The organism is Aureimonas altamirensis (assembly GCF_001463885.1).
Classification (GTDB): Bacteria; Pseudomonadota; Alphaproteobacteria; order Rhizobiales; family Rhizobiaceae; genus Aureimonas; species Aureimonas altamirensis.
Map to the genome: position 1 here is coordinate 83,642 of NZ_BBWQ01000024.1, position 21,770 is coordinate 105,411.

Below are 21,770 nucleotides of genomic sequence, written 5' to 3' on the forward strand. Positions count from 1 at the left end.
CCGACACTGAAATGGAGACGACGTCATGACGGATACGACCATCCCCAAGTCCGGCCTTTCGCGCCGCGACGCCCTTCGCCTCATGGCGGCAGGCGGACTTGCCACCTTCGTCGCTCCCCAATTCGGGGCGGGCGTCGCCTTCGCGCAGGACGGCGCGGCGCCCAAGGGCCGCATCGTGGTCGGCATGTCGCAGGAGCCGACCGTCTTCAACCCGCTGATGGTCCATAACGAGGTCGACGACGCGGTGGCTTTCTCGGTTTTCGATGCACTGTTCCGCATCGACCCGCAGGGCCAGATCCAACCCAATCTTGCCGCCGAGGTGCCGACGACCGAGAATGGCGGCATTTCGGCCGACGGCCTGTCCTGGCGCGTCCGTCTGCGCGACGACGTCAAGTGGCACGACGGCACGCCCTTCACGGCCGAGGACGTCAAGTACACGCTCGAACTGATCGTCGATCCGAAGTTCCGCGCCTGGCGCACGGGCGGCCACGCCCTGGTGCGCGACCTTACGGTGGTCTCTCCGACGGAGATCACCTGGCGCATGGAGAGCCCCTTCGCGCCCTATCTCGCCTTCCTCGCCGAGACCTTCATCGTGCCCAGGCACATCCTGGAACAGGCAGAAGACCCGAACGCGGCGCCCTTCAACCAGGCTCCGGTCGGGACAGGTGCGTTCAAATGGAGCCAGCGCGTGGCCGGCGACCGCATCGAACTCGTCGCCAACGAGGACTATTTCGGCGAAGGCCCGTTCATCGAGCAGCTCATTTTCAAGTATATCCCCGACATGACGGTGCTCTACACCCAGTTCCAGAGCGGCGACATCGATCTGGTGGATCAGGCCTACATCACCGCGGACCACTACGAGGAAGCCAAGACCCTTCCGGATCGTGTCGTATCGCTGGAATCCAGCTCGTCGATCGAGGGCATCTTCTTCAACCTCGAGCGGCCGCAGTTCAAGGATCCGGCGGTCCGCAAGGCGCTCTATGCCGCGCTCGACCGCAAGGCGATCATCGACAGCATCTACTATGGCGTCGGCACGGTCACCGAGAGCTTCATGCCGCCGCGCTCTCCCTATTATGACGCCAACCTGCCGGTTCAGGAATTCGACCTCGAAGGCGCGCGCAAGATGCTCGACGACGCCGGCTGGGTTCCCGGAGCGGACGGCATCCGCGCCAAGGACGGCGTACGCCTGTCCTTTGCCAACTCCACGACCGCGGGCAACCACCTTCGCGAGCAGGTGCAGCAGTACATCCAGCAGGTCTACCGCGAAATCGGCGTAGAGATGACGATCTCCAACCTGCCGGCGGCCGTCATGTGGGGCGACTTCTGGACCCGGTCCCAGTTCGATACCGGCATTTCCGGCGTCGTCTTCCTGATCGCCTCCGACCCGGACGTCACCAACCGTTTCGCCTCCACCTCCAGCCTCGCCAAGGGCGGCAAGGGGTCGAACGTGATGCAGTACGCCAACCCGAAGGTGGACGAACTCCTCGAGAAGGGCCGCAGCAGTTTCGACATCGAGGAGCGCAAGGCGGTTTATACCGAGGTGCAGCAGATCGTCCGCGAGGACCTGCCGTTCATGCCGCTCTTCGCCTACACCAACGTCCTGGGCCGCAAGGCCGGGCTGGAGGGCTTCGTCTTCAATTCCAACACGCGCACGGCCTCCTCGCACGCCGCCGCCTGGTACTGGAAGGACTGAGCCTAAGCCATTCCCCACTCCCCTCCGCCGGACATCGGCGGAGGGGTTCTCCCGCGGCACCGTCATCAAGGGGCGAAAGCTGAATGCACGGCTTCCTACTCAAACGGCTTCTGCAGAGCCTCGTCCTGCTTGTCATCGTATCGGTGATCGGCTTCTTCGTGCTCAACCTTCTGCCCGGCGGCCCCCTGGCCCAGTTCGGGCTCGACTCCAGCATGACGCAGGAGGACATCGCACGTCTGTCCGCCCAGCTCGGATTGGACCGGCCGCTTTATGTCCAGTATTTCGACTGGGCCTGGCGGCTTCTGCAGGGCGACTGGGGCCACTCGTTCCGGGACGGGAACCCGGTTCTGGAGGTCATAGCGCGCCACCTTTGGGCAACGTTTCTGCTGATGGGCTCATCCACGGTCATCGCGGTGGCTGTCGGCGCATGGATCGGCATCCGCAGCGCAACGCACCGCGGCTCGACGTTCGATTACGTATCCACCGTCGGCGCGATGGTGGCACTGTCGATCCCGACATTCTGGTTCGGCCTCGTCGGCATCTACGTTTTCTCTTTGAAGCTCGGCTGGCTCCCGGCCGGCAACATGTACACGGTCGGCGACGAAACGGTCCTCGACTATCTCCACCACCTCATCCTGCCCAGCATCGTGCTGGCCCTCGTGCATGTCGCCGTCTGGAGCCGCTACATGCGCTCGGCGACGCTCGATGTCATCAACCAGGACTTCGTCAAGACAGCGCGCGCCAAGGGCCTGTCCGAGCGGCGCATCCTGATGAAGCACGTCGTCGGCAACGCCCTCCTGCCCATGGTGACGCTTGCCGGCATCCAGTTGCCCAGCGTCCTGACCGGCGCACTCGTGACCGAAACGGTGTTCACCTGGCCGGGCATGGGGCGCCTTTTCCTGGATAGCCTCGGCTACAGCGACTACCCGGTGGTGATGGGCCTTCTGATGTTCTCGGCGATCCTCGTGATCGTGAGCAACCTCCTGGCCGACATCGCCGTCGCCTTCATCGATCCCCGCATTCGTCTGGCCTGAGCCATGTCATCCATCGCCCGAGACAGGGAGTCAGCCACCATGACCACCGTCACTGCTTCCCCCGCCCGGCGTGAGCGCTGGTGGAACAGCCGCACAATGCACCGCTTCATGTGCAACAACCTCGCCTTGTTCGGGGTAGCGATGATCACGGTTCTGGTGCTGGCCTGCGTGTTCGGCCCGCATCTCCTGCCCTACACATCGCTCAACATCGACCTGCGCGCGCGCTTCGCGCCGCCCTTCACCGGCCAGCACTATCTCGGCACGGACCCGCTCGGGCGAGACATCGCCGCGCGCCTTCTGGAAGCCGGGCGTATTTCGCTTTCCGTCGGCTTCTCGGCCATGCTTCTGTCCACGATCATCGGAACGCTGGTCGGCGTCATCGCCGGCTATCGCGGCGGCTGGGTCGGCACGATCCTGATGCGCACCGTGGACGGGTTCCTGTCCTTCCCCTCCATCTTCCTCGTACTGGCGCTGGCCGCCGCGCTGAAACCCAGCGCCATGATGATCACGGTCGTCATCGCTCTCACGAGCTGGATGGAAGTGGCGCGCATCGTCGAGACGGAAGTGCGCTCGCTGCGCGAGCGCGAGTTTGTCCAGGCGGGGCGGATGCTGGGCCTCAGCGGCGCGCACATCATGTTCCGGGAGATTCTGCCAAACGCCATCGGCCCGATCATCGTGGCGGCAACGCTGACCGTCGCGCGCGCCATCCTGATGGAGGCCTATATCAGCTTCCTGGGCTACGGCATCCAGCCGCCCCTGCCCTCCTGGGGCAACATGCTGAACGGCGCGCAGCAATATCTCGGCAGCGCGCCCTGGCTTGCCATCATCCCGGGTGCGGCCATCACCATCGCGGTCGCGAGCTTCAACTTCATCGGCGACGGCCTGCGCGACGCCTTCGACGTGCGTGGCGACCACAAGTAGGACACCACGAACCAAAGCATGGCGCGCGGCGGCAGCATCGCGCCATCCCATCCCCCGCAAGTCGGTCGCCACCGCGACACCCACAGCCGAAAGACACATTCCCATGCGCATCGTCGTGAACCGCCTGAAGGACAGCCCCGACCTTGTCGAGAAGGTCGACGTCGTCGTGATCGGCGCCGGCATCGTCGGCTCTTCCACGGCCTACGAGCTGGCGCGCAAGGGCTTGTCCGTCGCCCTGATCGAGAAGGGCATCGTGGCTGGCGAGCAGTCGGGTCGCAACTGGGGCTGGGTGCGCGCGCAGAACCGCGACCTGCACGAACTGCCGCTCGCCATGTACAGCATGCGGCGCTGGGGCGAACTCGACGAGGAGATCGGCGCCGACCTCGGCTTCCGCCGCAGCGGCTGCCTGTACGTCACCAGGGACCCTGCCGAGCTGGCGCGCTGGGAGGCCTGGAACGCCAAGGCACGGGCCATGGGCTTCAGGAACGAGAGCCTGACCCAGGCGCAGGCGCAGGAGCGCATGAAGGGCAGCACCACGCGTTGGGCGGGCGGGCTATGGTCGCCGACCGACGGGCGCGCCGAGCCCGGCATGGCCGCACCGGCCATAGCAGCAGGGGCTCAGGCGCTCGGCGCCTTCCTCTATCAGAACTGCGCGGTCCGCGGTCTCGACATCGCCAATGGAGAGGTGCAGGGGGTCTGGACAGAGCGTGGCCTGATCCGCTGCGATGCGGCGGTCCTGGCAGGCGGCGCGTGGAGCTCTCGCTTCCTGCGCCGCCACGGCATCGACCTGCCCGTCGCCAATATCGAGGGGACCGCCCTGCGCACCACGCCGGCGCCGGAAGTCGTCGAGGCGGGCTGCGTGACGGGCGCGGGCTATGCGCTGCGCCGACGCCTGGACGGCGGCTACACGATCTCGGTGCCGGGGCACGGCGTGGTCAACCTTGCGCCGCAGGGCATCCGCTACGCCGCCAAGTTCCGCGAGATGATGAAAGCCAAGATTGCCAAGAAGCTCAAATACAAGCTCAGCAGTCGGTTCTTCAACGGCCCCGACGCGTGGGGCAGCTGGGACTTCGACAAGATTTCGCCCTTCGAAAAGATCCGCATCATGGACCCGGCGCCGCAGCAGGATCTGGTGGACGAGGCCATTCGTGCGCTCGTCGCCGACTTTCCCATCTTCAAGGGCATCGGCGTTGCGGGGGCCTGGGCGGGTCTGATCGACACGTCGCCCGACCTGGTACCCGTCGTCGGCAATCCATCCGAAATCCGCGGCCTGACGGTTGCTACCGGGTTCAGCGGCCATGGCTTCGCGCTCGGGCCCGGCGCCGGACGGTTGGCGAGCGAGCTTGCGACCAACGACACGCCGTTCGTCGAAATCGATGCCTATCGGGTGAACCGCTTCACCGACGGCTCGGCCATCAAGCGGCCGGACATGATGTGATGCAGCGCGCATCGCGATGCACCAGGTGTCCCGCGCGGCACCGTTGCGGCCAACAGGCCACAAATGGTATCGGATGGTGCCCCTTTGCCGGAGCGTACGCAAGGCGCGGACGGCTTCGGGAACCGTCCGGAAATTCGATGCCGAAGATCGGTCCCACGAGCAGACCTGCGGGCGAGAAGGATTCCTCTCGATGCAAGAATCGGTGCACCTGAAGTCCTTCGAACTCTTCGTGCAGGACATCGCCGGTGTCGACGTGGGCCTCCTGCACGCGCTGTCGCTCAGCGTCGGCTGGTCGCATCGTCCGAAGGACTGGGAGTTCCTGCGGCGGATCGGCAAGGGGATCGTCGCCGTGGACGGCATCGGGCGGGTGTTCGGCAGCGCGATGTGGTTTCCACACGGCGAGGACTTCGCCACGATCGGCCTGGTCATCACGACGCCGCGCCTCCAGGCGCAGGGCAATGGGCGCTGGCTGATGGATCACGTGCTTACGCAATGCGGGTCGCGCAACCTCAGCCTGAACGCGACCAAGCCCGCCTACCTCCTCTACCATTCGCTCGGCTTCGTCACCGAAGGAACGGTCCATCTGTATCAAGGGCAGATGCCGGCCATGCCGGCCGCGCGGCTTGAACTGGAAGGCAAGATCGACGCGCTTGCGCCGCATGCACTGGCCGAAATCGCTGCCCTCGACACGCAGGCCTTCGGCGCCGACCGCATGGCGCATCTGGCGGCACTGGCTGAAACCGCCACGATCCACGTGCTGCGGCGCGCCGGCGCTATCGTCGGCTATTCGATGTGCCGGGCGTTTGGGCGGGGTCATGTGATCGGACCGATTGTGGCAGTCAGCGAAAACGACGCCATCCATCTGGCGGCCGCGCACATGGATGGACTTGGCGGCCGCCACGTGCGCGTCGATACACGCTCCGAGGGCCCGTTTGCCGATTTCCTGCGCCGCAGCGGGTTGTCGGCCATCGAGACCGTCACCACCATGTCGAAGGGCCGCCGCGTTCTGACGTCCGAAGCCGGCCAGCCAATTATTTTCGGCCTTGCGGGCCACGCTCTGAACTGAGGAAAGGCGATGCGGCCTCGCCGCTTCGCCTTATCCTGCCGTCAATCGCGCATGGCGGCGCGCACGTCCGGATCGTCGAGCGTCTGGTCCAGCGTGGCGCGGGTCCGCTCGACGATGGCGTCGATGTCGTCGTCCGTGCAGCAGAGCGGCGGGGCGTAGCCGAGGATACCGGTCGGGAAGGCGCGCACGACGAGGCCGTTGTCCCAGGCGCGGTCGAAAATGCGGCGCGCCGGCTCGGCGGTGGCCGGAAGTGGCGTCTTGCGCTCCTTGTCGGTGACGAGTTCCACCGCCGCCAGCATGCCCCGGCCGCGAACCTCGCCGACCAGCGGATGATCGGCAAGACTACGAAGCCCCAACATCAGCCGCTGTCCCGCCCGGCGGCCATTGTCCAGGAGGCCGTCCTCATAAAGTTCGAGGCAGGCGAGGCCGACGGCCGCACTGACCGGGTGGGCGGAATAGGTGTAGCCATGGCCGACGGCCGCGGCTCCTGCTCCGTCCGCAATCGTATTGTAGACCTTATCCGACAGGAACACCGCGCCCATCGGAGAGTAGCCGGAGGTCAAGCCCTTGGCCACCGTCATGAGATCGGGCACCACGCCCTCCTCCTCGCAGGCGAAGAGCGGGCCGGTGCGTCCGAAGCCCGTGATCACCTCATCGGCGACGAACAGTATGTCGAGCTCGCGGCAGGTGTCGCGCATGGCCTTGACCCACCCGTTGGGCGGCACGAGCACCCCGCCCGAGCCCTGGATCGGCTCGACGTAGAAGGCGGCGACCCGCTCCGCGCCGAGTTCCTCGACCTTGGCCCGCAGCGCCGCCACAGAGGCGTCGATGATCGCCCGCGCCTCGGTGCCAACCGGGTTGCGGTAGCTGTAGTGCGTCGGGATCGTGTGTTGCCAATCGAAGGGCAGGCCGAAACCGGCGTGGAAGACGGGCAGCGCCGTCAGGCCCGCGCCGACCGTCGAGGAACCGTGGTAACCGCTCATCACCGAGATGAACTGATCCTTTTCCGGCTTGCCGAGCGAATGGTGGTAGTAGCGGATGAACCGCACGGTGGAATCGACCGCGTCGGAGCCGCCGAGCGTGAAGTAGACGTGGTTGAGATCGCCCGGCGCGCGGTCGGCCAGCTCCGAAGCGAGCCGGATCGCCGGCTCCGAGCCCAGTCCGAAGTAGCCCGTCGCATAAGGCAGCTCGCGTAGCTGACGCGCGGCGGCCTCGATGATCCTGTCCTGCCCGTAGCCGGCATTGACGCACCAGAGGCCCGCGAAGCCGTCGACCAGTTCGTGGCCGGCTGCGTCGCGGACGCGCGCCCCCTTGCCGGATGCGAGCACCCTGACGCCGGCCTTCTCGTGCCCGCGGTACGAGGCGACCGGATGGATAAGATGGGCGCGGTCGAGTTCGACCAGCGAATTTAGCAGCATGTCAAACTCCTTTGACCGGGCAGGCGCCGTAGCGTGCTGGCCGGGCCGTCGATGCGTGAGGCGCCCTCAAGCGCTCTGGCGGATGCCGCCCATGTGGAGGGTTTTCACTTCCAGATATTCCTCGATCCCGAGATGCGACCCTTCGCGTCCGAGGCCCGACTGCTTGACCCCGCCGAACGGGGCGACCTCGGTCGAGATCAGGCCGGTATTGAGGCCGACCATGCCGAACTCCAGCGCCTCGCCGACGCGCCAGGCGCGCGACAGCCCTTCGGTGAAGAAATAGGCGGCCAGGCCGAAGGGTGTGCCGTTGGCGATGGCGATGGCCTCTTCTTCCCGCTCGAAGCGGAACAGCGGAGCGACCGGTCCGAATGTCTCCTCCGAGGCCAGCAGCATGTCGGTGGTCGCCTCGCCGATCACGACGGGCCGGGCATATTGCGCGCCCTCTGCCAGATTGGCGCCTTCGGCCAGGATCCGGCCGCCCTTGGCTTTCGCGTCCGCCACATGGCGGTCGATCTTCTCGATTGCCGCCATGTTGATCATCGGGCCGATGGAGACCCCCTCCTGCGTCCCCGGCCCGACCGTCAGCGCCCGCACGCGGGCTGCCAGCTTTTCGGCGAAAGCATCGTAGATGCCCGACTGCACGAGGATGCGATTGGCGCAGACGCAGGTCTGCCCGCCGTTGCGGAACTTGGAGGTCATGACGCCCTCGATCGCAAGATCGAGATCGGCATCGTCGAACACGATGAAGGGGGCGTTGCCGCCGAGTTCCAGGCTGAGGCGCTTGATCTGGTCGGCCGCACCCCGCATCAGAAGCGCACCGACGCGGGTCGATCCCGTGAACGAGATCTTGCGGACAGCCTCGCTTTCCATGAGGGCCTTGCCGATGCCCGCCGGCATGCCGGTGACGATGTTGATGACGCCGGCCGGAATGCCCGCCCGCTCGGCCAGCACCCCGAGGGCAAGTGCGGAATAGGGCGTGAATTCCGAAGGCTTGATGACGACGGTGCAGCCGGCAGCCAGCGCCGGGGCAACCTTCCGCGTGATCATCGCGGTCGGGAAGTTCCACGGCGTGATAATGCCGCAAACGCCGACAGCCTCCTTGAGGACGACGATGCGCCGGTCGGGCGTCGGCGAAGGGATCGTCGCCCCGTTGATGCGCCGCGCCTCCTCCGCGAACCATTTGACGAAGCTGGCGCCGTAGCGGATCTCTCCCTGCGCCTCGCCGAGCGGCTTGCCCTGTTCCCAGGTCAGGATGCGGGCCAGGTCTTCCTCATGCTCGACCATGAGCGCAAACCACGTGTCGAGAAGCGCGGCGCGCTCGGCGTGGGTGCGGCGCTTCCAAAGTTTGAAAGCGCGCTCCGCCGCCTCGATCGCGGCCAGCGTTTCCGCCTCTCCCATGTCGGGCACAGTGCCGATGGCGCTCTGGACGGCAGGGTCGACCACCTCGATCGTCGCGCCGGAGCGCGCGTCCTGCCAGCGCCCGTCGATAAAGCCCTGGAAACGCAAGAGGTCCTTGTCGGTAAGCTGCATGGTCGCTTCTCCTTCCATCATGCCAGGGCGTCGAGGACGGCCTTGGTGATCGTGTCTGTCCTGTCCTGTCCCGGCCGTGTGCCGATGCCCCGGGCGGTGGCCGCCTCGACCGCTTCCACGACACTGGCGGCGGCCTCCCGCTCGCCCAGGTGCTCCAGCATCATCGCCCCGGACCAGACCGCGGCGATTGGGTTGGCGATGCCCAGATGCGCGATGTCGGGCGCCGAGCCGTGCACCGGCTCGAACATCGAGGGGGCGCTGCGGTCGGGGTTGATGTTGGCCGAGGCCGCGAAGCCGAGCCCCCCCTGGATCGCCGCGCCGAGGTCGGTGAGGATGTCGCCGAAGAGGTTGGAGGCGACGACCACGTCGAGGCTTTCGGGTGCCATCACCATGCGCGCGGCCATGGCGTCGATGTGGTAGGATGTTGCCTCGACGTCCGGATAGTCCCTGGCCACGAGCCTCGTCATCTCGTCCCAGAACACCATCGAGTGCTTCTGGGCGTTTGACTTGGTCACCGATGCCAGCTTGCCGCGCCGTGCCCTGGCCTGTTCGAAGCCGAAACGCAGGATGCGCTCGACCCCGGTGCGGGTAAAGATCGAGGTCTCTACCGCCACCTCGTCGGGCGTGCCGACATGAACGCGCCCGCCGGCACCGGAATACTCACCCTCGGTGTTCTCGCGGATGCACAGTATGTCGAAATTCGTCGTACGCAGCGGCCCCTCGACGCCCGGAAGAAGTCGGTGCGGGCGGATGTTGGCGTACTGCCTGAAAGCCTTGCGGATCGGCAGCAGAAGCCCGTGCAGCGAGACGGAGTCGGGCACCTCGGCCGGCCAGCCGACCGCACCCAGGAAAATCGCGTCGAAGGGGCGCAGCGTCTCGATGCCGTCCGCCGGCATCATCGCGCCAGTCTGCCGATAGAACGCGCAGGACCAGGGAAACCGCGTAGCCCTGAGCGTGAAGCCGTGACGCGAGGCGGCGCGCTGGAGCACGTCCCAGGCGGCGTCGATGACCGCCGTGCCGATGCCATCGCCGGGAATGAGCGCGATAGAGAAGGTCTTCATGAATGTCCTCACGCGGTGGGCGGCAGCAGCGCGCGATGGCGCGCGCTTGCCCGGACCGTCAGGCGTAGACGCAGACGTAAATCTTGCGAACCGTCTCGATCGTGCGCCAGATTCCGACGAAGCCCGGCTTCATCACGAAGCTGTCGCCCGCCCTGAAGGTGTAGGTCGGCCCGTCCTTTTCCTCGATTTCGACGTGGCCGGCGAGAAGGTGGCAGAACTCGAAGGTCGTGCCCTTGATCGAATGGGTCTCGCCGGGCGTCGCTTCCCACACGCCTGTCTTGATCGCCTCGCCGTTGGAATCGTCCTGCGCCCAGGTCTTGAAGGTCGGGGAGCCCGAGATCAGCCGCTCGGGAAGCGGCACGCCGGGCTTCGGCTCGAAGGAGGGGTTGGTATCGATCGGAACGATAAGCGACATGGGTGGTCTCCTGAGGTTGAGGGTGGTCTGACGCTCGGCGCGTGTCAGTAGCCGCGGGCGCGGTCGACGAGGCCGACCATGGGCCGGCCATCGCGATGGCGTCGAAGATTGTCGATCACGGCGCGGGCGGCCGTGTCGGCCTGGGTCACGCTCGCCACGTGCGGGGTGATCAGCACCTTCGGGTGACGCCAGAGCGGGTGGCCGGCGGGCAATGGTTCGGGGTCGGTGACGTCGAGGATGGCCGCAGAAAGCTGTCCGTCGTCCAGCGCGGACACGAGCGCCTGAGCGTCGAGTTGCGGACCGCGCCCTGTATGGACCAGCGCCGCCCCGCGCGGCAGGCGGGCGAAGAGCTGACCGTTCAGGAAGCCGCGCGTATCGTCCGTCAGCGGCAGGAGGCAGACGAGGATGTCGGTGCGCGCCAGGAAATCCGGGAGCTGGTCGGGGCCGTGGAAGCTTTCGACGCCGGCAACCGCGCGCGGCGAGCGGCTCCAGCCGGCGAGCGGAAAGCCGAATGGCATCAGCCGTTCCATCGCCGCCTGGGCCAGCATCCCCTGCCCCAGAAACCCGATGCGACGCCCGCTCGCCTGCCGAGATGGCAAGGCACTCCAGAGCTCCTCGCGCTGCTGGCCGAGATAGGCAGGAAGGTCGCGGTGCAGCGCCAGTACGGCCATCGTGACATATTCCTGCATCATGCGGATGATGCCGTCCTCGACCATCCGCACCAGTGCGACATGCGCCGGCAGGCCGGCCGTATCGAACTGGTCGACACCGGCGCCTATGGAAAAGACGACCTCCAGGTTCCGGTAGCGGGCAAGGTCCGCCGGGAGCGTCCAGGTGATGAGGTAGCGCACGTCGTCCGGCCGGACGGCGGCGGCATCCGTCGCGAAGTCGACATCGGGCATGTCCGCGGCGAAGGCTGGGCCGAACACGGCCGCGCGCTCGGCGGTCGAGTTGAACAGGAATACGGGCCGGTCGGTCATCCGCGGAGCCTTTCTCCAAGCGCGAGGATCAGCCCGAGACATTCGTCCAGCTCGCCGCGCGTAATGTATTCATCGGGCCGGTGGGCGCGGGCGATATCGCCCGGCCCGCAGATGACGGCGTCATGGCCCGCCGCCTGGAACAGGCCCGCCTCCGTACCATAGCTCACCGCCTCGCACGGGGGCCGGCCGGTCAGCCCGGTCATCAGCGCCGCCAGCGCGCTGTCGTGCGATAGCGCCAACGCGGGATAGGCGGCGAGTTCGTCCCAGCGGGCCACGAAGCCCCTTGCCTCAAGCGCCACCAGGCGCGCACGCACGGGCTCCAGGCCCCCGCGAGGGTCTACCCCGGCGATGGCGCGGACCTCGATCTCGGCCGTGCAGCGGTCCGGGATCACGTTCAGTGCCCGGCCGCCGGACACGACGCCCACCTGAAGCGTCGAGTAGGGTGGCGCGAAGCGGGTATCGAACGGCCCGCCTTCCAAGGCGCGTCCATGGGCCACGGCTTCGCCCAACACCTCGACCATCGCATGGACTGCGTTGAGCCCCTGGTCGGGCCGCGAGGAATGGCCCGAACGCCCTTCTACCTCCAGCCGTGCCGCTGCCTTGCCCTTATGGGCCAGGACAGCCTGAAGGCCGCTCGGCTCGCCGACGATGACGCCGAGCGGCGGGGCGCAGAGACGGGGCAGTTCGGCGATCATGTGCGGGACGCCCCGGCAGCCCGCTTCCTCGTCATAGGAGAAGGCCAGATGGAGAGGGCGCTCCAGTGCCGTGGCGGCCAGGACAGGAAGCGCGGCAAGCGCGCAGGCGAGAAAGCCTTTCATGTCGGTGGTGCCGCGCCCGTAGAGGCGATCGCCGTCCGGCCGCAGAATGAAGGGATCGGCGCTCCAGCCGTCTTCGCCTGCGGGCACCACGTCGGTATGGCCGGACAGGACATAGCCCGGCAGATCGGCCGGACCGATGGTCGCGAACAGGTTGGCGCGGTCGCCCTCGGGGCCGGGCAGCACGCGGACGGCAGCGCCATGCGAGCGGCAGTAGTCGGCGATCCAGTCCACGATAGGCGTATTGGGCGTGCCGACGACGGACGGAAAGGCAACCAGCCTTGCCAGGATGTCCTCGACCATGTCGGCGCCTCCGTTGCGAATGGCGCTGAGAGTAAGGAAACGAACCCGCCGTTCGTGCCGTAGATCCGGCAACTTCGGAAGATGATACCGAAAAGCACCCGATCTGCGGTAGAACCTTCGGCCTCTCCCGGATCACCCTACGGCATGAAGAACCAGGGGTGCGGAGCCCGCCCGCAGGCGGGAGGAAACCACGGCTCCCTTCCCTTAATGCAACGGGGCAGCGCCTTTGCCGCCCCGCTCGAAAAGCCAGCAGAAAAGCGGTAACGCCTCATGGAAACGGCTGCCATTCAGAATCGCGACCAGGCGGGCGACGAGGTCGCGATGGTTCCCTTCTCCGCTCGCCACCTGCCGGGCGCCCACAAGCTCTCACTCGACCTTCGCTGGCCCTACCGCCTCGATGATTGGGCCTTCGCCATCGAGCTTGGCCAGGGCTTTGTGCTGGAGCGGCAGGGCGAAGTCCTCGGAACGGCTGCCTGGTTTCCCTATGGCGACACCTGCGCGACGATCGGCATGATCATCGTGGCGGACGCGGTGCAGGGGCGCGGATACGGCGCCAGGCTCATGGACGCGCTGCTGGCGGCAGCCGGCCCGCGCACCATCCTTCTGAACGCGACGCCCGAAGGCCAGGCCCTGTATCTGCGGCGCGGCTTCCGTCCGGTCGGCACGATCCACCAGCACCAGGGCGTCGTGCCTGCAACCTTTAAAGCCGCCTCGACGGCGGACATCGTGCGCCCGATGGTGCCGGAGGATTTCGACGCGATGCTTCGTCGCGACCGGGAGGCGACGGGCTTCGAACGCCGGCCGCTTCTGGAGCGCCTTCTGGATGTCGGCGAGGCAGACGTGCTTCTGCGCGATGGCGAGGTCGCGGGCTATGCGGTGTCCCGTGTCTGGGGCCGCGGCCATGTCGTCGGGCCGGTCGTCGCGCCGACGCCACACGACGCGCGCCTTCTGATCGAGGTGGCCCTGTCGCGGCTGCAAGGGCGCTTCGTGCGCATCGACACGGACGTGGAAACGGGTCTTTCCCCCTGGCTCGCGGAGATTGGCTTGCTTCAGGTGAGCGACGCGCTGGTCATGGTTCTGGGCCAGATGCCGCCGACGGGACCGGCCCGCGTCTTCGCCCTGTCCAACCAGTCGCTCAACTAGGACGCCCGGTATGTCGCACGCCTCCCATCTCGCCGATCTGCCGACGCCCGCGCTTATCCTGGACACGGAGCGCCTCGACCGCAATCTCGACCGCCTTGCCAGGCGCATGGACGGGTTTGGCATAACGCTTCGCCCGCACATGAAGACGGCCAAATCGATCGACGTCGCGCGGCGCGCCTTCCGGAACGGGCCGGGTCCGATCACCGTCTCCACCCTTGCCGAAGCCGACTACTTCGCGGCGCACGGCTTTGTCGACATGACCTACGCCGTCGGCATCGCGCCCCACACGGCCGCGCGCGCCGCGCGGCTGCGCAGGGACGGCGTCGACATCAAGGTGCTGCTCGACACGGTTGCACAGGCGCAGATCCTCGGTAAGGCGGGCCGCGCCGCCGGCGTAAGCCCGAGCGCCTTCATCGAGATCGACTGCGACGGCCACCGCGGCGGTCTGCGGGTCGACGACCCCAAGCTCCTCGACGTGGCCTCCGCCATGAAGGTGGCGGGCGTTACGCTTGCGGGTGTCCTCACCCATGCGGGCGAGTCCTATGCGCTCGACACGCCGCAAGCTCTGGAGGCCGCCGCCGAAAACGAGCGGGCCGTCGCGGTGGATGCCGCCACCCGCCTGCGCGCGGCCGGCCACGACTGCCCGATCGTCAGCGTCGGTTCGACGCCGACCGCCCATTTCGCCCAGGCGCTCGACGGCGTCACGGAAATGCGGGCCGGCGTCTACATGTTCTTCGATCTGGTGATGCACGGCGTCGGGGTGTGCTCGACCAGCGATCTTGCGCTTTCGGTCCTGGCCACCGTCATCGGCGCCAAGCCCGAAAAGGGCTGGATCATGATCGACGCTGGCTGGATGGCCCTGTCACGCGACCGGGGCACGGCGGCCCAGCGCGTCGACCAGGGCTACGGCCTCGTCTGCGACCTCCAGGGGCGCCTCTATCCCGATCTCGTGGTGGTCGGCGCCAGCCAGGAGCATGGAACGCTCGCCATCCGCTCCGGCTCGAATGCGACGCTGCCCGACCTGCCTGTGGGCGCCAGGGTGCGCATCCTGCCAAACCATGCTTGCGCCACCGGCTCCCAGCACGAGCGCTATCACGTCGTCGCGGGCCCGGATGGCTCGGTGACGGCCGAGTGGCCGCGCATCCGCGGCTGGTAATATCCTTCTTCCTGCGATCGGATATGTCATGAAGCTCGCATCCTACTGGCTGGATACATCGACGCCCTTTGCAGGCGGCGCCACGGGGCCTGTCGAGGGAACCTACGACGTCGCCGTGATCGGCGGCGGGCTCACCGGCTCGTCTGCCGCTCTTGCGCTCGCCAGGAAAGGCGCCCGCGTCGTGCTTTTCGAAGCCGACATCATCGGCAGCGCGGCCTCGGGCCGCAACGGCGGCATGTGCAACAACGGCTTCGCCCAAGACTACGGGGCGATGTCCGAGCGGCTTGGACGCGAGGCCGCCAACACGCTCTACCGAGCCTTCGACGCGGGCGTCGACATGGTCGAGAAGCTGATCGCCGAGGAACGCATCGACTGCAACTTCGCCCGCGTCGGCAAGTTGAAGCTGGCCGCCAAGCCGGAGCACTACGACAAGCTGGCGCGCGCCCAGGAGCTGCTGGCAGCCAATGTCGACCCTGACACCGAGATGGTCTCGCGCGCCGGCCTTGCCGCCGAAGTCGGGACGGACCGCTATCATGGCGGCCTGATCTACAGGAAGAGCGCCACCATCCATATCGGCCGCTTCGTGCGCGGGCTGGCGGAAGCGGCGGCCCGCCACGGCGTCGATATCCACGAGCACACGCCGATGACGGGCCTGAAGCCCGCGCCGGGCGGCGGCCATGTCGTGGAAACGTCGAAGGGCAGTGTCAGGGCCGCCCAGGTGCTGCTGGCCAGCGGCATATCCCATGTCGGGCGCCCGCTCTCCTGGGTGCGGCGGCGCATCGTGCCGGTCGGCGCCTTCATCATCGTCACCGAGCCGCTGCCGCGGGACCTTCTTTCCAGGCTCATGCCCCGCCGGCGCAACTGCGTCGACACCAAGAACCTTGTGAACTACTTCCGCACCACGCCCGACAACCGCCTTCTTTTCGGTGGCCGGGCGCGGTTCGCCGTATCCAATCCCGCGTCCGACACCAAGAGCGGCGCCATCCTGAACGCCGCCCTGAACGACGTCTTTCCGGAGCTGCGCGACACCCGCATCGACTATTGCTGGGGCGGCATGGTGGACATGACGCGCGACCGGCTGCCCCGCGCCGGCGAGCGGAACGGCATCTATTACTCCATGGGCTACAGCGGCCACGGCACGCAGATGTCCACGCTGATGGGCACGATCATGGCCGATGTCATGGGCGGGCACGCGGAGAAGAACCCCTGGAAGGACTTCCGGTGGCCCGCCATTCCCGGTCATTTCGGCAAGCCCTGGTTTTTGCCCGTCCTCGGCGCCTACTACCGCATGAAGGACCGCTTCCAATGACCGATCCCGTACGTCATCTGGCACAGACGGGCCATCTCGATCGCTTCTACATCGATGGCGCCTGGGTAAAGCCGCTGGGGCGTGAGCGGGCCGAGGTCGTCGACCCCGCCACCGAAACCGTGATCGCCGAGATCCCGCTCGGCTCGATTTCCGACACCGATCACGCCGTGCAGGCTGCCCGCAGGGCGTTTCCCGGCTGGTCGCGCACCACGCCCAGCGAGCGCGCGGCCCTTCTTTCGCGCATCCATGCGCTGGTGCTGGAGCGGGCCGACCTGATTGCCTATGCGCTGAGTGCCGAGATGGGCGCGGCGATCACCTATGCCCGCCAGGCCCAGGTGCCGCTGGCAGCCGAACACATCCGCGTCGCGCGCGACAACCTTGCAACATTTCCCTTCGTCTCCCAGCGCGGCACGACGGCGATCTGCAAAGAGCCGATCGGTGTCTGCGCTCTGATCACACCCTGGAACTGGCCGCTTTACCAGATCACCGCAAAGGTCGGCCCGGCGCTTGCCGCCGGCTGCACGGTCGTCCTGAAGCCAAGCGAAATGTCGCCGCTCAGCGCGATCCTGTTTGCCGAGATCATGGAAGAGGCCGGCTGTCCGCCCGGCGTCTTCAATCTCGTCCATGGGTCCGGGCCGGTGGTCGGCGAAGCGCTTGCCTCGCACGACGCGGTGGACATGGTCTCCATCACCGGCTCGACCCGGGCAGGCGTACTGGTCGCCACGGCCGCCGCGCCCACCGTCAAGCGCGTGGCGCAGGAACTCGGTGGCAAGTCGCCCAACATCGTTCTGCCCGACGCCGACCTTGCGCATTGCGTGCCCCTCGGCGTGGCGGCAGGCATGCGCAATCTCGGCCAGTCCTGCAGCGCACCGACGCGCATGCTCGTCCCCCGGACGCGCCTTGCCGAAGTCGAGGCGCTGGCGGCAGAGACCGCCTCGTCCTTTATCGTCGGAATGCCGCTCGACGAGACGGTGACGCACGGGCCGATCGCCAACCGGGCACAGTACGAGCGTATCCAGACGATGATCGAGGCAGGCATCGCCGAGGGCGCGAAGCTGTTGACCGGCGGCACGGGACGGCCCGAGGGGCTTGCGGCCGGGCTCTTCGCCCGCCCGACCGTCTTCTCCGAAGTGCGGCGCGACATGGCCATCGCCCGGGAAGAGATCTTCGGCCCGGTCCTTGCGATCATGCCCTACGACACGGTGGAGGAGGCGGTCGAGATCGCCAACGACACCGTCTACGGCCTCGGCGCACATGTCCACGGGCGCAACCTGGACGCCGCGCGGGCGGTCGCTTTGCAGATCCGCGCCGGGCAGGTTCACATCAACGCGCCCGCCTGGGACCCACAGGCTCCCTTTGGCGGTTACAAGCGCTCTGGCAACGGGCGCGAATACGGACGCGAGGGTATGGAAGAATATCTCGAAACCAAGGCTATCCTTGGTTTCTACCCGCAACCGGACTGCGCCTCCGAAGCCACAGGTTGATGAGCGGCCATACCCAGATGAGGATGGTCAACACCGCAAGCGCACCGGCGATCGGCCGATCGACGAAGGCAAGCGGATTGCCATGTGACTTCATCATCGACGTCAGGAAGTTCTGCTCCAGCAGCGGACCAAGCACGATGCCGAGCACGAAGGGCGCCAGGGGTATGCGATTTGCTTCCATGAAGAAGCCGGCCACCCCGAAAGCCAAGGCAACACCCACGGCCGCGACGGTGTTTTCCATGGCGAAGGCACCGACCAGGCAGAAGACGAAGATGATTGGCATCAGAATGCCGAGCCGGACGGACAGCATCAGGCGGCTGAGCTTTATGGCTACCCAGCCGAGCGGGATCATCAGAAGGTTGGCCAAAAAGAAGATGCCGAAGATGGCATAGACCACGGAAGGGTTGTTCAGGAAGATCGTCGGCCCAGGGTTGATGCCCTTCATGAAGAGGACGCCGATGATGATGGCGGCGATGGCGTCACCGGGGATACCGAAGACGAGTGAGGGAATGAACCCACCGCTGACCGCCGCATTGTTGGCCGCGCCGGCCGCCGCAAGGCCCTCGCGCGAGCCACGGCCGAACTCCTGCGGCTTGCGCGAGAAGCGCTTGGCGAGCGAATAGGAAATCCATGCGGCGATATCGGCGCCGGCGCCGGGCAGGATACCCAGAAGCGTGCCAAGAACATTGCCCTGCGCGATGGCCCGGCGTTCTTCCCAGAGGATTTTCCCCTGCCCCTCGAAGACGCCCTTGATCTCGACCTGTTCAAGCTTGGCCCGTTGGACGCGCCGCGCATAGAACCGGAAGATTTCGGCAATGGCAAAGAGGCCGATCATGACCGGTACCAGCGACAGACCGCCGATCAGCGCGGTGCTGCCGAAGGTGAAGCGCGGCACGCCGCTGACAGGATCGATCCCGACGGTGGCCACCAACAGGCCGAGAGCGAGAGATATGACGCCCCGTGTACGAGAAGACTGGATCATGAATCCGGCTGTCGTCAGCCCAAGCAGGCAAAGCCAGAAATATTCGTAGGACGAAAAGCGCAGTGCGACCCGGGCCAGCGGGGGCGCCAGAGTGGCCAGGATCAAGGCTCCGAAAAGACCGCCGATGGCCGACGTCAACAGACAGATGCCCATGGCAACGTGCGCCTGTCCCTTCCGGGTCATGGCGAAGGCGTCGTTGGTATAGGCCGCCGATGCCGGCGTCCCGGGCATTCGCAACAGGACGGAGGGAATGTCTCCGGCGAACATCGCCATGGCGGACGCGGTAACCATCGCCGCGACGGCCGGAACAGGGTCCATGTAGAACGTCACGGGTACAAGGAGCGCAACCGCCATGGTGGCGGACAGCCCCGGCAGCGCTCCCATGAAGAGGCCGAATGTCGCGCTGGCCAGCATGACCAGAAGCACGAAGGGGTCGAAAAGAAGGGCCAGTCCGGCCAGGATGTTGCTCATCAGAGGTAACCTCCCAGCGGCGACATGACCCCGAGCGGCAGCGGCACGAGCAACAGTCGCGCGAAGATGAGGTAGATGACCAAAGCCCCGATGAGCGCGATGAGTGCGGACAGCCCGGTGCCGACCTTGCCCATTTTCAGAAGGATGAACAGGATGATCGCCGCCAGGACCGGGAAACCGACGATCCCGACAAGCATGATGTAGGCGATCGCCGCAAGCCCGACGACGCAGGGACGCCAGTAGCTCATGCCACTGGATTCTGAGTCATCGTCCTCGTCTTCGTATGCCGGCTCCGGAGCGTTCAGGGCGCACATGACCACGCCGGCAACGACGATGACGATGCTGAGGATCGTCGGGAAGAAGCCGGGTCCATAGGAGATCCGCGTCGCCGCCATGGGGGCCGGCAATTGTATTGACATAACCAGCAGGACGACGCCAAGGGCGGCAAAGCCCGCGCCGAGCATTCTATCAGTCATGCGATCAGCTCGAGTTTCGAGGAAAGGATCGGCCCCATCGGATACCGACCGACGGAGCCGCGTTTCAGGATCGACAGATCCTTGCCTATCGTCCCGACAGCGCGTCCAGGACCTTTCGCGTCTCGTCGAAATGTTCCGTTAGGAACTGGGTGAATGCGGCATGATCGAGATACGCGATCCCGAAGCCACGATCCTCCATGCCCTTGATGAACCTGTCCTGCTGCACAGCGTTCTCCACCGCGCCTTCGATCCGCTCGACAAGCGCCGGCTCCATACCTGCGGGCCCTGCGATACCGCGCCATGTGCCGCCGACATAGGACGTTCCGATGGCCTCTTCGACCGTGGGAACCGCGTCATCGATAGGCAGGCGCTTCTCGCTCATCACCGCGAGGGTCTTGACGACCCCGGCATCCTTGAGCGCCGTCGCCTCGGGAATGGAACAGAGCACGACGTCGATGCCGCCCGATGCCAGTTCCTGGAGGGCAGCCGACGACCCTTGTGCCGGGATGAGGTTCAACTTGGTGACGTCGACCCCTTCGCCAAGGAGCATGGCTACGAAGGGGATGTCCCAACTGGCATTGCAGGTGCCGCCGCAGGAGATGTTGAGGCTTCCCGGGTCTTCCTTGATCGCGGCGACCAGTGACGCAAGATCCTGGTAGTCCGAGCTGGCCGAGACGTGGATCGCGGATGGATCCGCGTTGAATTGCGCTATTGCGGTAAAATTCTCGGGCGTGAAGTTCGCTTGACCGAGAAGGGTGAACTGCGCGATCGGCGAAAGCTGGCCAAGGACGTAGCCGTCCGGAGCTGCCGCCGTGTAGGTCGTATAGCCGACGATCCCGGATGCCTGAGCCTGGTTTACCACCGGAAACGGCTGGCCGAGCGCCGCCTCCAGTTCGGCGGCGAGCAGGCGGAACGTGTAGTCGGATCCGCCTCCGGCTCCCGCAACGACCACAAGTTGCACCGGCCGTTCGGGCCAGTCCGCAGCCATGGCGATTGATGACGTCGTTCCTAGGAGCCCGGCGGCAACGAGTATGCTGGCAATCGATCTCTTCAAGGTTTCCTCCCCTTTGTGCGGTAAATCGAAGGCGCCCCCACCGTTGCGGAGGCGCCCGAACTGTCAGTGCGGTATGGCCTTGAGCGCCTCGGCGATCAGCGCCTTGCGCGCGTCGTCGGGTGCGCGCATCGGCGCGCGCGGATAGGCAAATGGCACGCCCTGCAGCGACTGCGCATATTTGATGTTTGCGGGCAGATCGTCCGTCAGGATCGCGTTCCAGAAGCGGAGCAGGCCGGCATGGAGGGTGCGGGCCTCGTCATGGGCGCCCGCCTTGACCAGATCCCACAGCTTGACGACGGCTTTCGGCGCGGCCGCGGGGTTGGCGGCGATGGTCCCGTGGACGCCCAGGACGAAGCTTGGATAGAGCAACGCGTCCACGGCCGTGAAGACAAGCTTGCCCTCTGGCAGGTCGAGCAGCAGATCGGCCGTCAACTTCAGGTCACCATTGGATTGCTTGACACCGATGACACCCGGAACCTCGCGCATGATCCGCCGCAGCAGCGCTGGGCGAAGATAGCACCAGGGGACCACGTTATAGATCAGGACGGGAAGCCCGCTTTCTTCCGAGATAGCCCGGAAATGATCGACCAGCGCATCATCCGACGGGTGGAAAACGTAATGCGGCGGCGTGACCTGCAGGGCAACGGCGCCGGCTTTCCGCGCCCGCCGCGAGCGTTCGACGGCCTGGCGGGTCGAGTTGATGATGATGCCGGCGATCAGCGGAACCCGTCCGCCAAGGGCTTCCTGCGATGTCTCGAGAAGCTTGTTCAATTCGTCGGCGTCGAGCGTATGGCCCTCTGCGGACGAGCCGCCGACGCAAACGCCATGGACGCCGGCTTCGACCATCCAGTCGATCTGGGGCTTCATCAGCTCGTACTGGATATCGCCCTCTGCATTAAAGGGCGTCGTGGTCGGGGGAATCACACCATAGAAAGCTTCGGACATAGTCTTCCTCTAAAATCGGACACTATGTCTGATTAATGGACATCTTGTTCACGGTCAATGACAAAGGCTGTCTGCG

General features: G+C 66.3%; 19 protein-coding genes. 9 read left to right on the forward strand and 10 right to left on the reverse strand.

Annotation, left to right across the window (positions count from 1 at the left end; all coding sequences use genetic code 11):
- Positions 1 to 25 precede the first annotated feature (25 nt).
- The 5 genes from AUL31_RS18190 (at position 26) to AUL31_RS18210 (ending at position 6,152) form a co-directional block, all read left to right on the forward strand.
- Positions 26 to 1,693 (forward strand): peptide ABC transporter substrate-binding protein, encoded by a 1,668-nt coding sequence (locus AUL31_RS18190; RefSeq protein WP_060609901.1) that lies wholly within the window; start codon positions 26 to 28, stop codon positions 1,691 to 1,693.
- Between the two features lie 83 nt (positions 1,694 to 1,776).
- A complete protein-coding gene (locus AUL31_RS18195; protein ID WP_060609905.1) occupies positions 1,777 to 2,727 on the forward strand; it encodes an ABC transporter permease in 951 nt (316 codons plus the stop codon).
- Between the two features lie 39 nt (positions 2,728 to 2,766).
- Entirely contained in the window at positions 2,767 to 3,648 is an 882-nt protein-coding gene (locus AUL31_RS18200) for an ABC transporter permease (protein ID WP_060609908.1), read from the forward strand.
- A gap of 103 nt (positions 3,649 to 3,751) precedes the next feature.
- A complete protein-coding gene (locus AUL31_RS18205; RefSeq protein ID WP_060609912.1) occupies positions 3,752 to 5,086 on the forward strand; it encodes an NAD(P)/FAD-dependent oxidoreductase in 1,335 nt (444 codons plus the stop codon).
- 190 nt (positions 5,087 to 5,276) lie between these two features.
- Positions 5,277 to 6,152, forward strand: coding sequence for a GNAT family N-acetyltransferase (locus tag AUL31_RS18210; protein WP_060609915.1), 876 nt, complete (start codon positions 5,277 to 5,279; stop codon positions 6,150 to 6,152).
- Between the two features lie 41 nt (positions 6,153 to 6,193).
- Here the strand turns inward: AUL31_RS18210 and AUL31_RS18215 are convergent, their stop codons facing one another.
- From AUL31_RS18215 to argE, 6 genes are all read right to left on the reverse strand, one after another.
- On the reverse strand, positions 6,194 to 7,570 hold the full coding sequence (locus tag AUL31_RS18215; RefSeq protein WP_060609919.1) for an aspartate aminotransferase family protein: 1,377 nt from the start codon (positions 7,568 to 7,570) through the stop codon (positions 6,194 to 6,196).
- 66 nt (positions 7,571 to 7,636) lie between these two features.
- Positions 7,637 to 9,100, reverse strand: a complete 1,464-nt coding sequence (locus AUL31_RS18220; protein ID WP_060610204.1) for an NAD-dependent succinate-semialdehyde dehydrogenase — start codon at positions 9,098 to 9,100, stop codon at positions 7,637 to 7,639.
- 17 nt (positions 9,101 to 9,117) lie between these two features.
- Positions 9,118 to 10,161: a tartrate dehydrogenase gene (locus AUL31_RS18225; RefSeq protein WP_060609922.1), complete on the reverse strand. Its 1,044-nt coding sequence runs from the start codon at positions 10,159 to 10,161 to the stop codon at positions 9,118 to 9,120.
- A 58-nt stretch (positions 10,162 to 10,219) separates the two neighbouring features.
- Positions 10,220 to 10,576 carry a cupin domain-containing protein gene (locus AUL31_RS18230; protein WP_060609924.1) on the reverse strand — a complete coding sequence of 119 codons (357 nt, stop codon included), beginning with the start codon at positions 10,574 to 10,576 and terminating at the stop codon, positions 10,220 to 10,222.
- A 44-nt stretch (positions 10,577 to 10,620) separates the two neighbouring features.
- Complete coding sequence (locus tag AUL31_RS18235; protein ID WP_060609928.1) at positions 10,621 to 11,556, reverse strand: 2-hydroxyacid dehydrogenase; 936 nt, start codon at positions 11,554 to 11,556, stop codon at positions 10,621 to 10,623.
- A complete protein-coding gene (gene argE / locus AUL31_RS18240) occupies positions 11,553 to 12,674 on the reverse strand; it encodes an acetylornithine deacetylase (RefSeq protein ID WP_060609931.1) in 1,122 nt (373 codons plus the stop codon). Before argE ends, AUL31_RS18235 begins: the two co-directional genes overlap by 4 nt.
- Positions 12,675 to 12,944: 270 nt before the next feature.
- On the opposite strand from argE, the gene AUL31_RS18245 reads away from it, so the two are divergent.
- Genes AUL31_RS18245 through AUL31_RS18260 form a run of 4 tightly spaced genes read left to right on the forward strand, consistent with a single transcriptional unit; the run spans position 12,945 to position 17,766 of the window.
- Positions 12,945 to 13,817: a GNAT family N-acetyltransferase gene (locus AUL31_RS18245; protein WP_060609934.1), complete on the forward strand. Its 873-nt coding sequence runs from the start codon at positions 12,945 to 12,947 to the stop codon at positions 13,815 to 13,817.
- A gap of 10 nt (positions 13,818 to 13,827) precedes the next feature.
- Positions 13,828 to 14,973 carry an alanine racemase gene (locus tag AUL31_RS18250; RefSeq protein WP_060609937.1) on the forward strand — a complete coding sequence of 382 codons (1,146 nt, stop codon included), beginning with the start codon at positions 13,828 to 13,830 and terminating at the stop codon, positions 14,971 to 14,973.
- A gap of 28 nt (positions 14,974 to 15,001) precedes the next feature.
- Positions 15,002 to 16,282: an NAD(P)/FAD-dependent oxidoreductase gene (locus AUL31_RS18255; protein ID WP_060609942.1), complete on the forward strand. Its 1,281-nt coding sequence runs from the start codon at positions 15,002 to 15,004 to the stop codon at positions 16,280 to 16,282.
- Entirely contained in the window at positions 16,279 to 17,766 is a 1,488-nt protein-coding gene (locus AUL31_RS18260) for an aldehyde dehydrogenase family protein (protein WP_060609945.1), read from the forward strand. The genes AUL31_RS18255 and AUL31_RS18260 overlap by 4 nt, the downstream gene beginning before the upstream one ends.
- Here AUL31_RS18260 and AUL31_RS18265 read toward each other — a convergent pair.
- The 4 genes from AUL31_RS18265 to AUL31_RS18280 form a co-directional block, all read right to left on the reverse strand.
- Complete coding sequence (locus tag AUL31_RS18265) at positions 17,714 to 19,219, reverse strand: tripartite tricarboxylate transporter permease (protein WP_060609948.1); 1,506 nt, start codon at positions 19,217 to 19,219, stop codon at positions 17,714 to 17,716. The genes AUL31_RS18260 and AUL31_RS18265 overlap by 53 nt on opposite strands.
- A complete protein-coding gene (locus tag AUL31_RS18270; protein ID WP_082647013.1) occupies positions 19,219 to 19,695 on the reverse strand; it encodes a tripartite tricarboxylate transporter TctB family protein in 477 nt (158 codons plus the stop codon). The genes AUL31_RS18265 and AUL31_RS18270 overlap by 1 nt, the downstream gene beginning before the upstream one ends.
- Before the next feature lie 85 nt (positions 19,696 to 19,780).
- Positions 19,781 to 20,749, reverse strand: a complete 969-nt coding sequence (locus AUL31_RS18275; RefSeq protein WP_073469474.1) for a Bug family tripartite tricarboxylate transporter substrate binding protein — start codon at positions 20,747 to 20,749, stop codon at positions 19,781 to 19,783.
- A gap of 63 nt (positions 20,750 to 20,812) precedes the next feature.
- Entirely contained in the window at positions 20,813 to 21,694 is an 882-nt protein-coding gene (locus AUL31_RS18280; protein WP_060609957.1) for a dihydrodipicolinate synthase family protein, read from the reverse strand.
- Between the last annotated feature and the right edge of the window lie 76 nt (positions 21,695 to 21,770).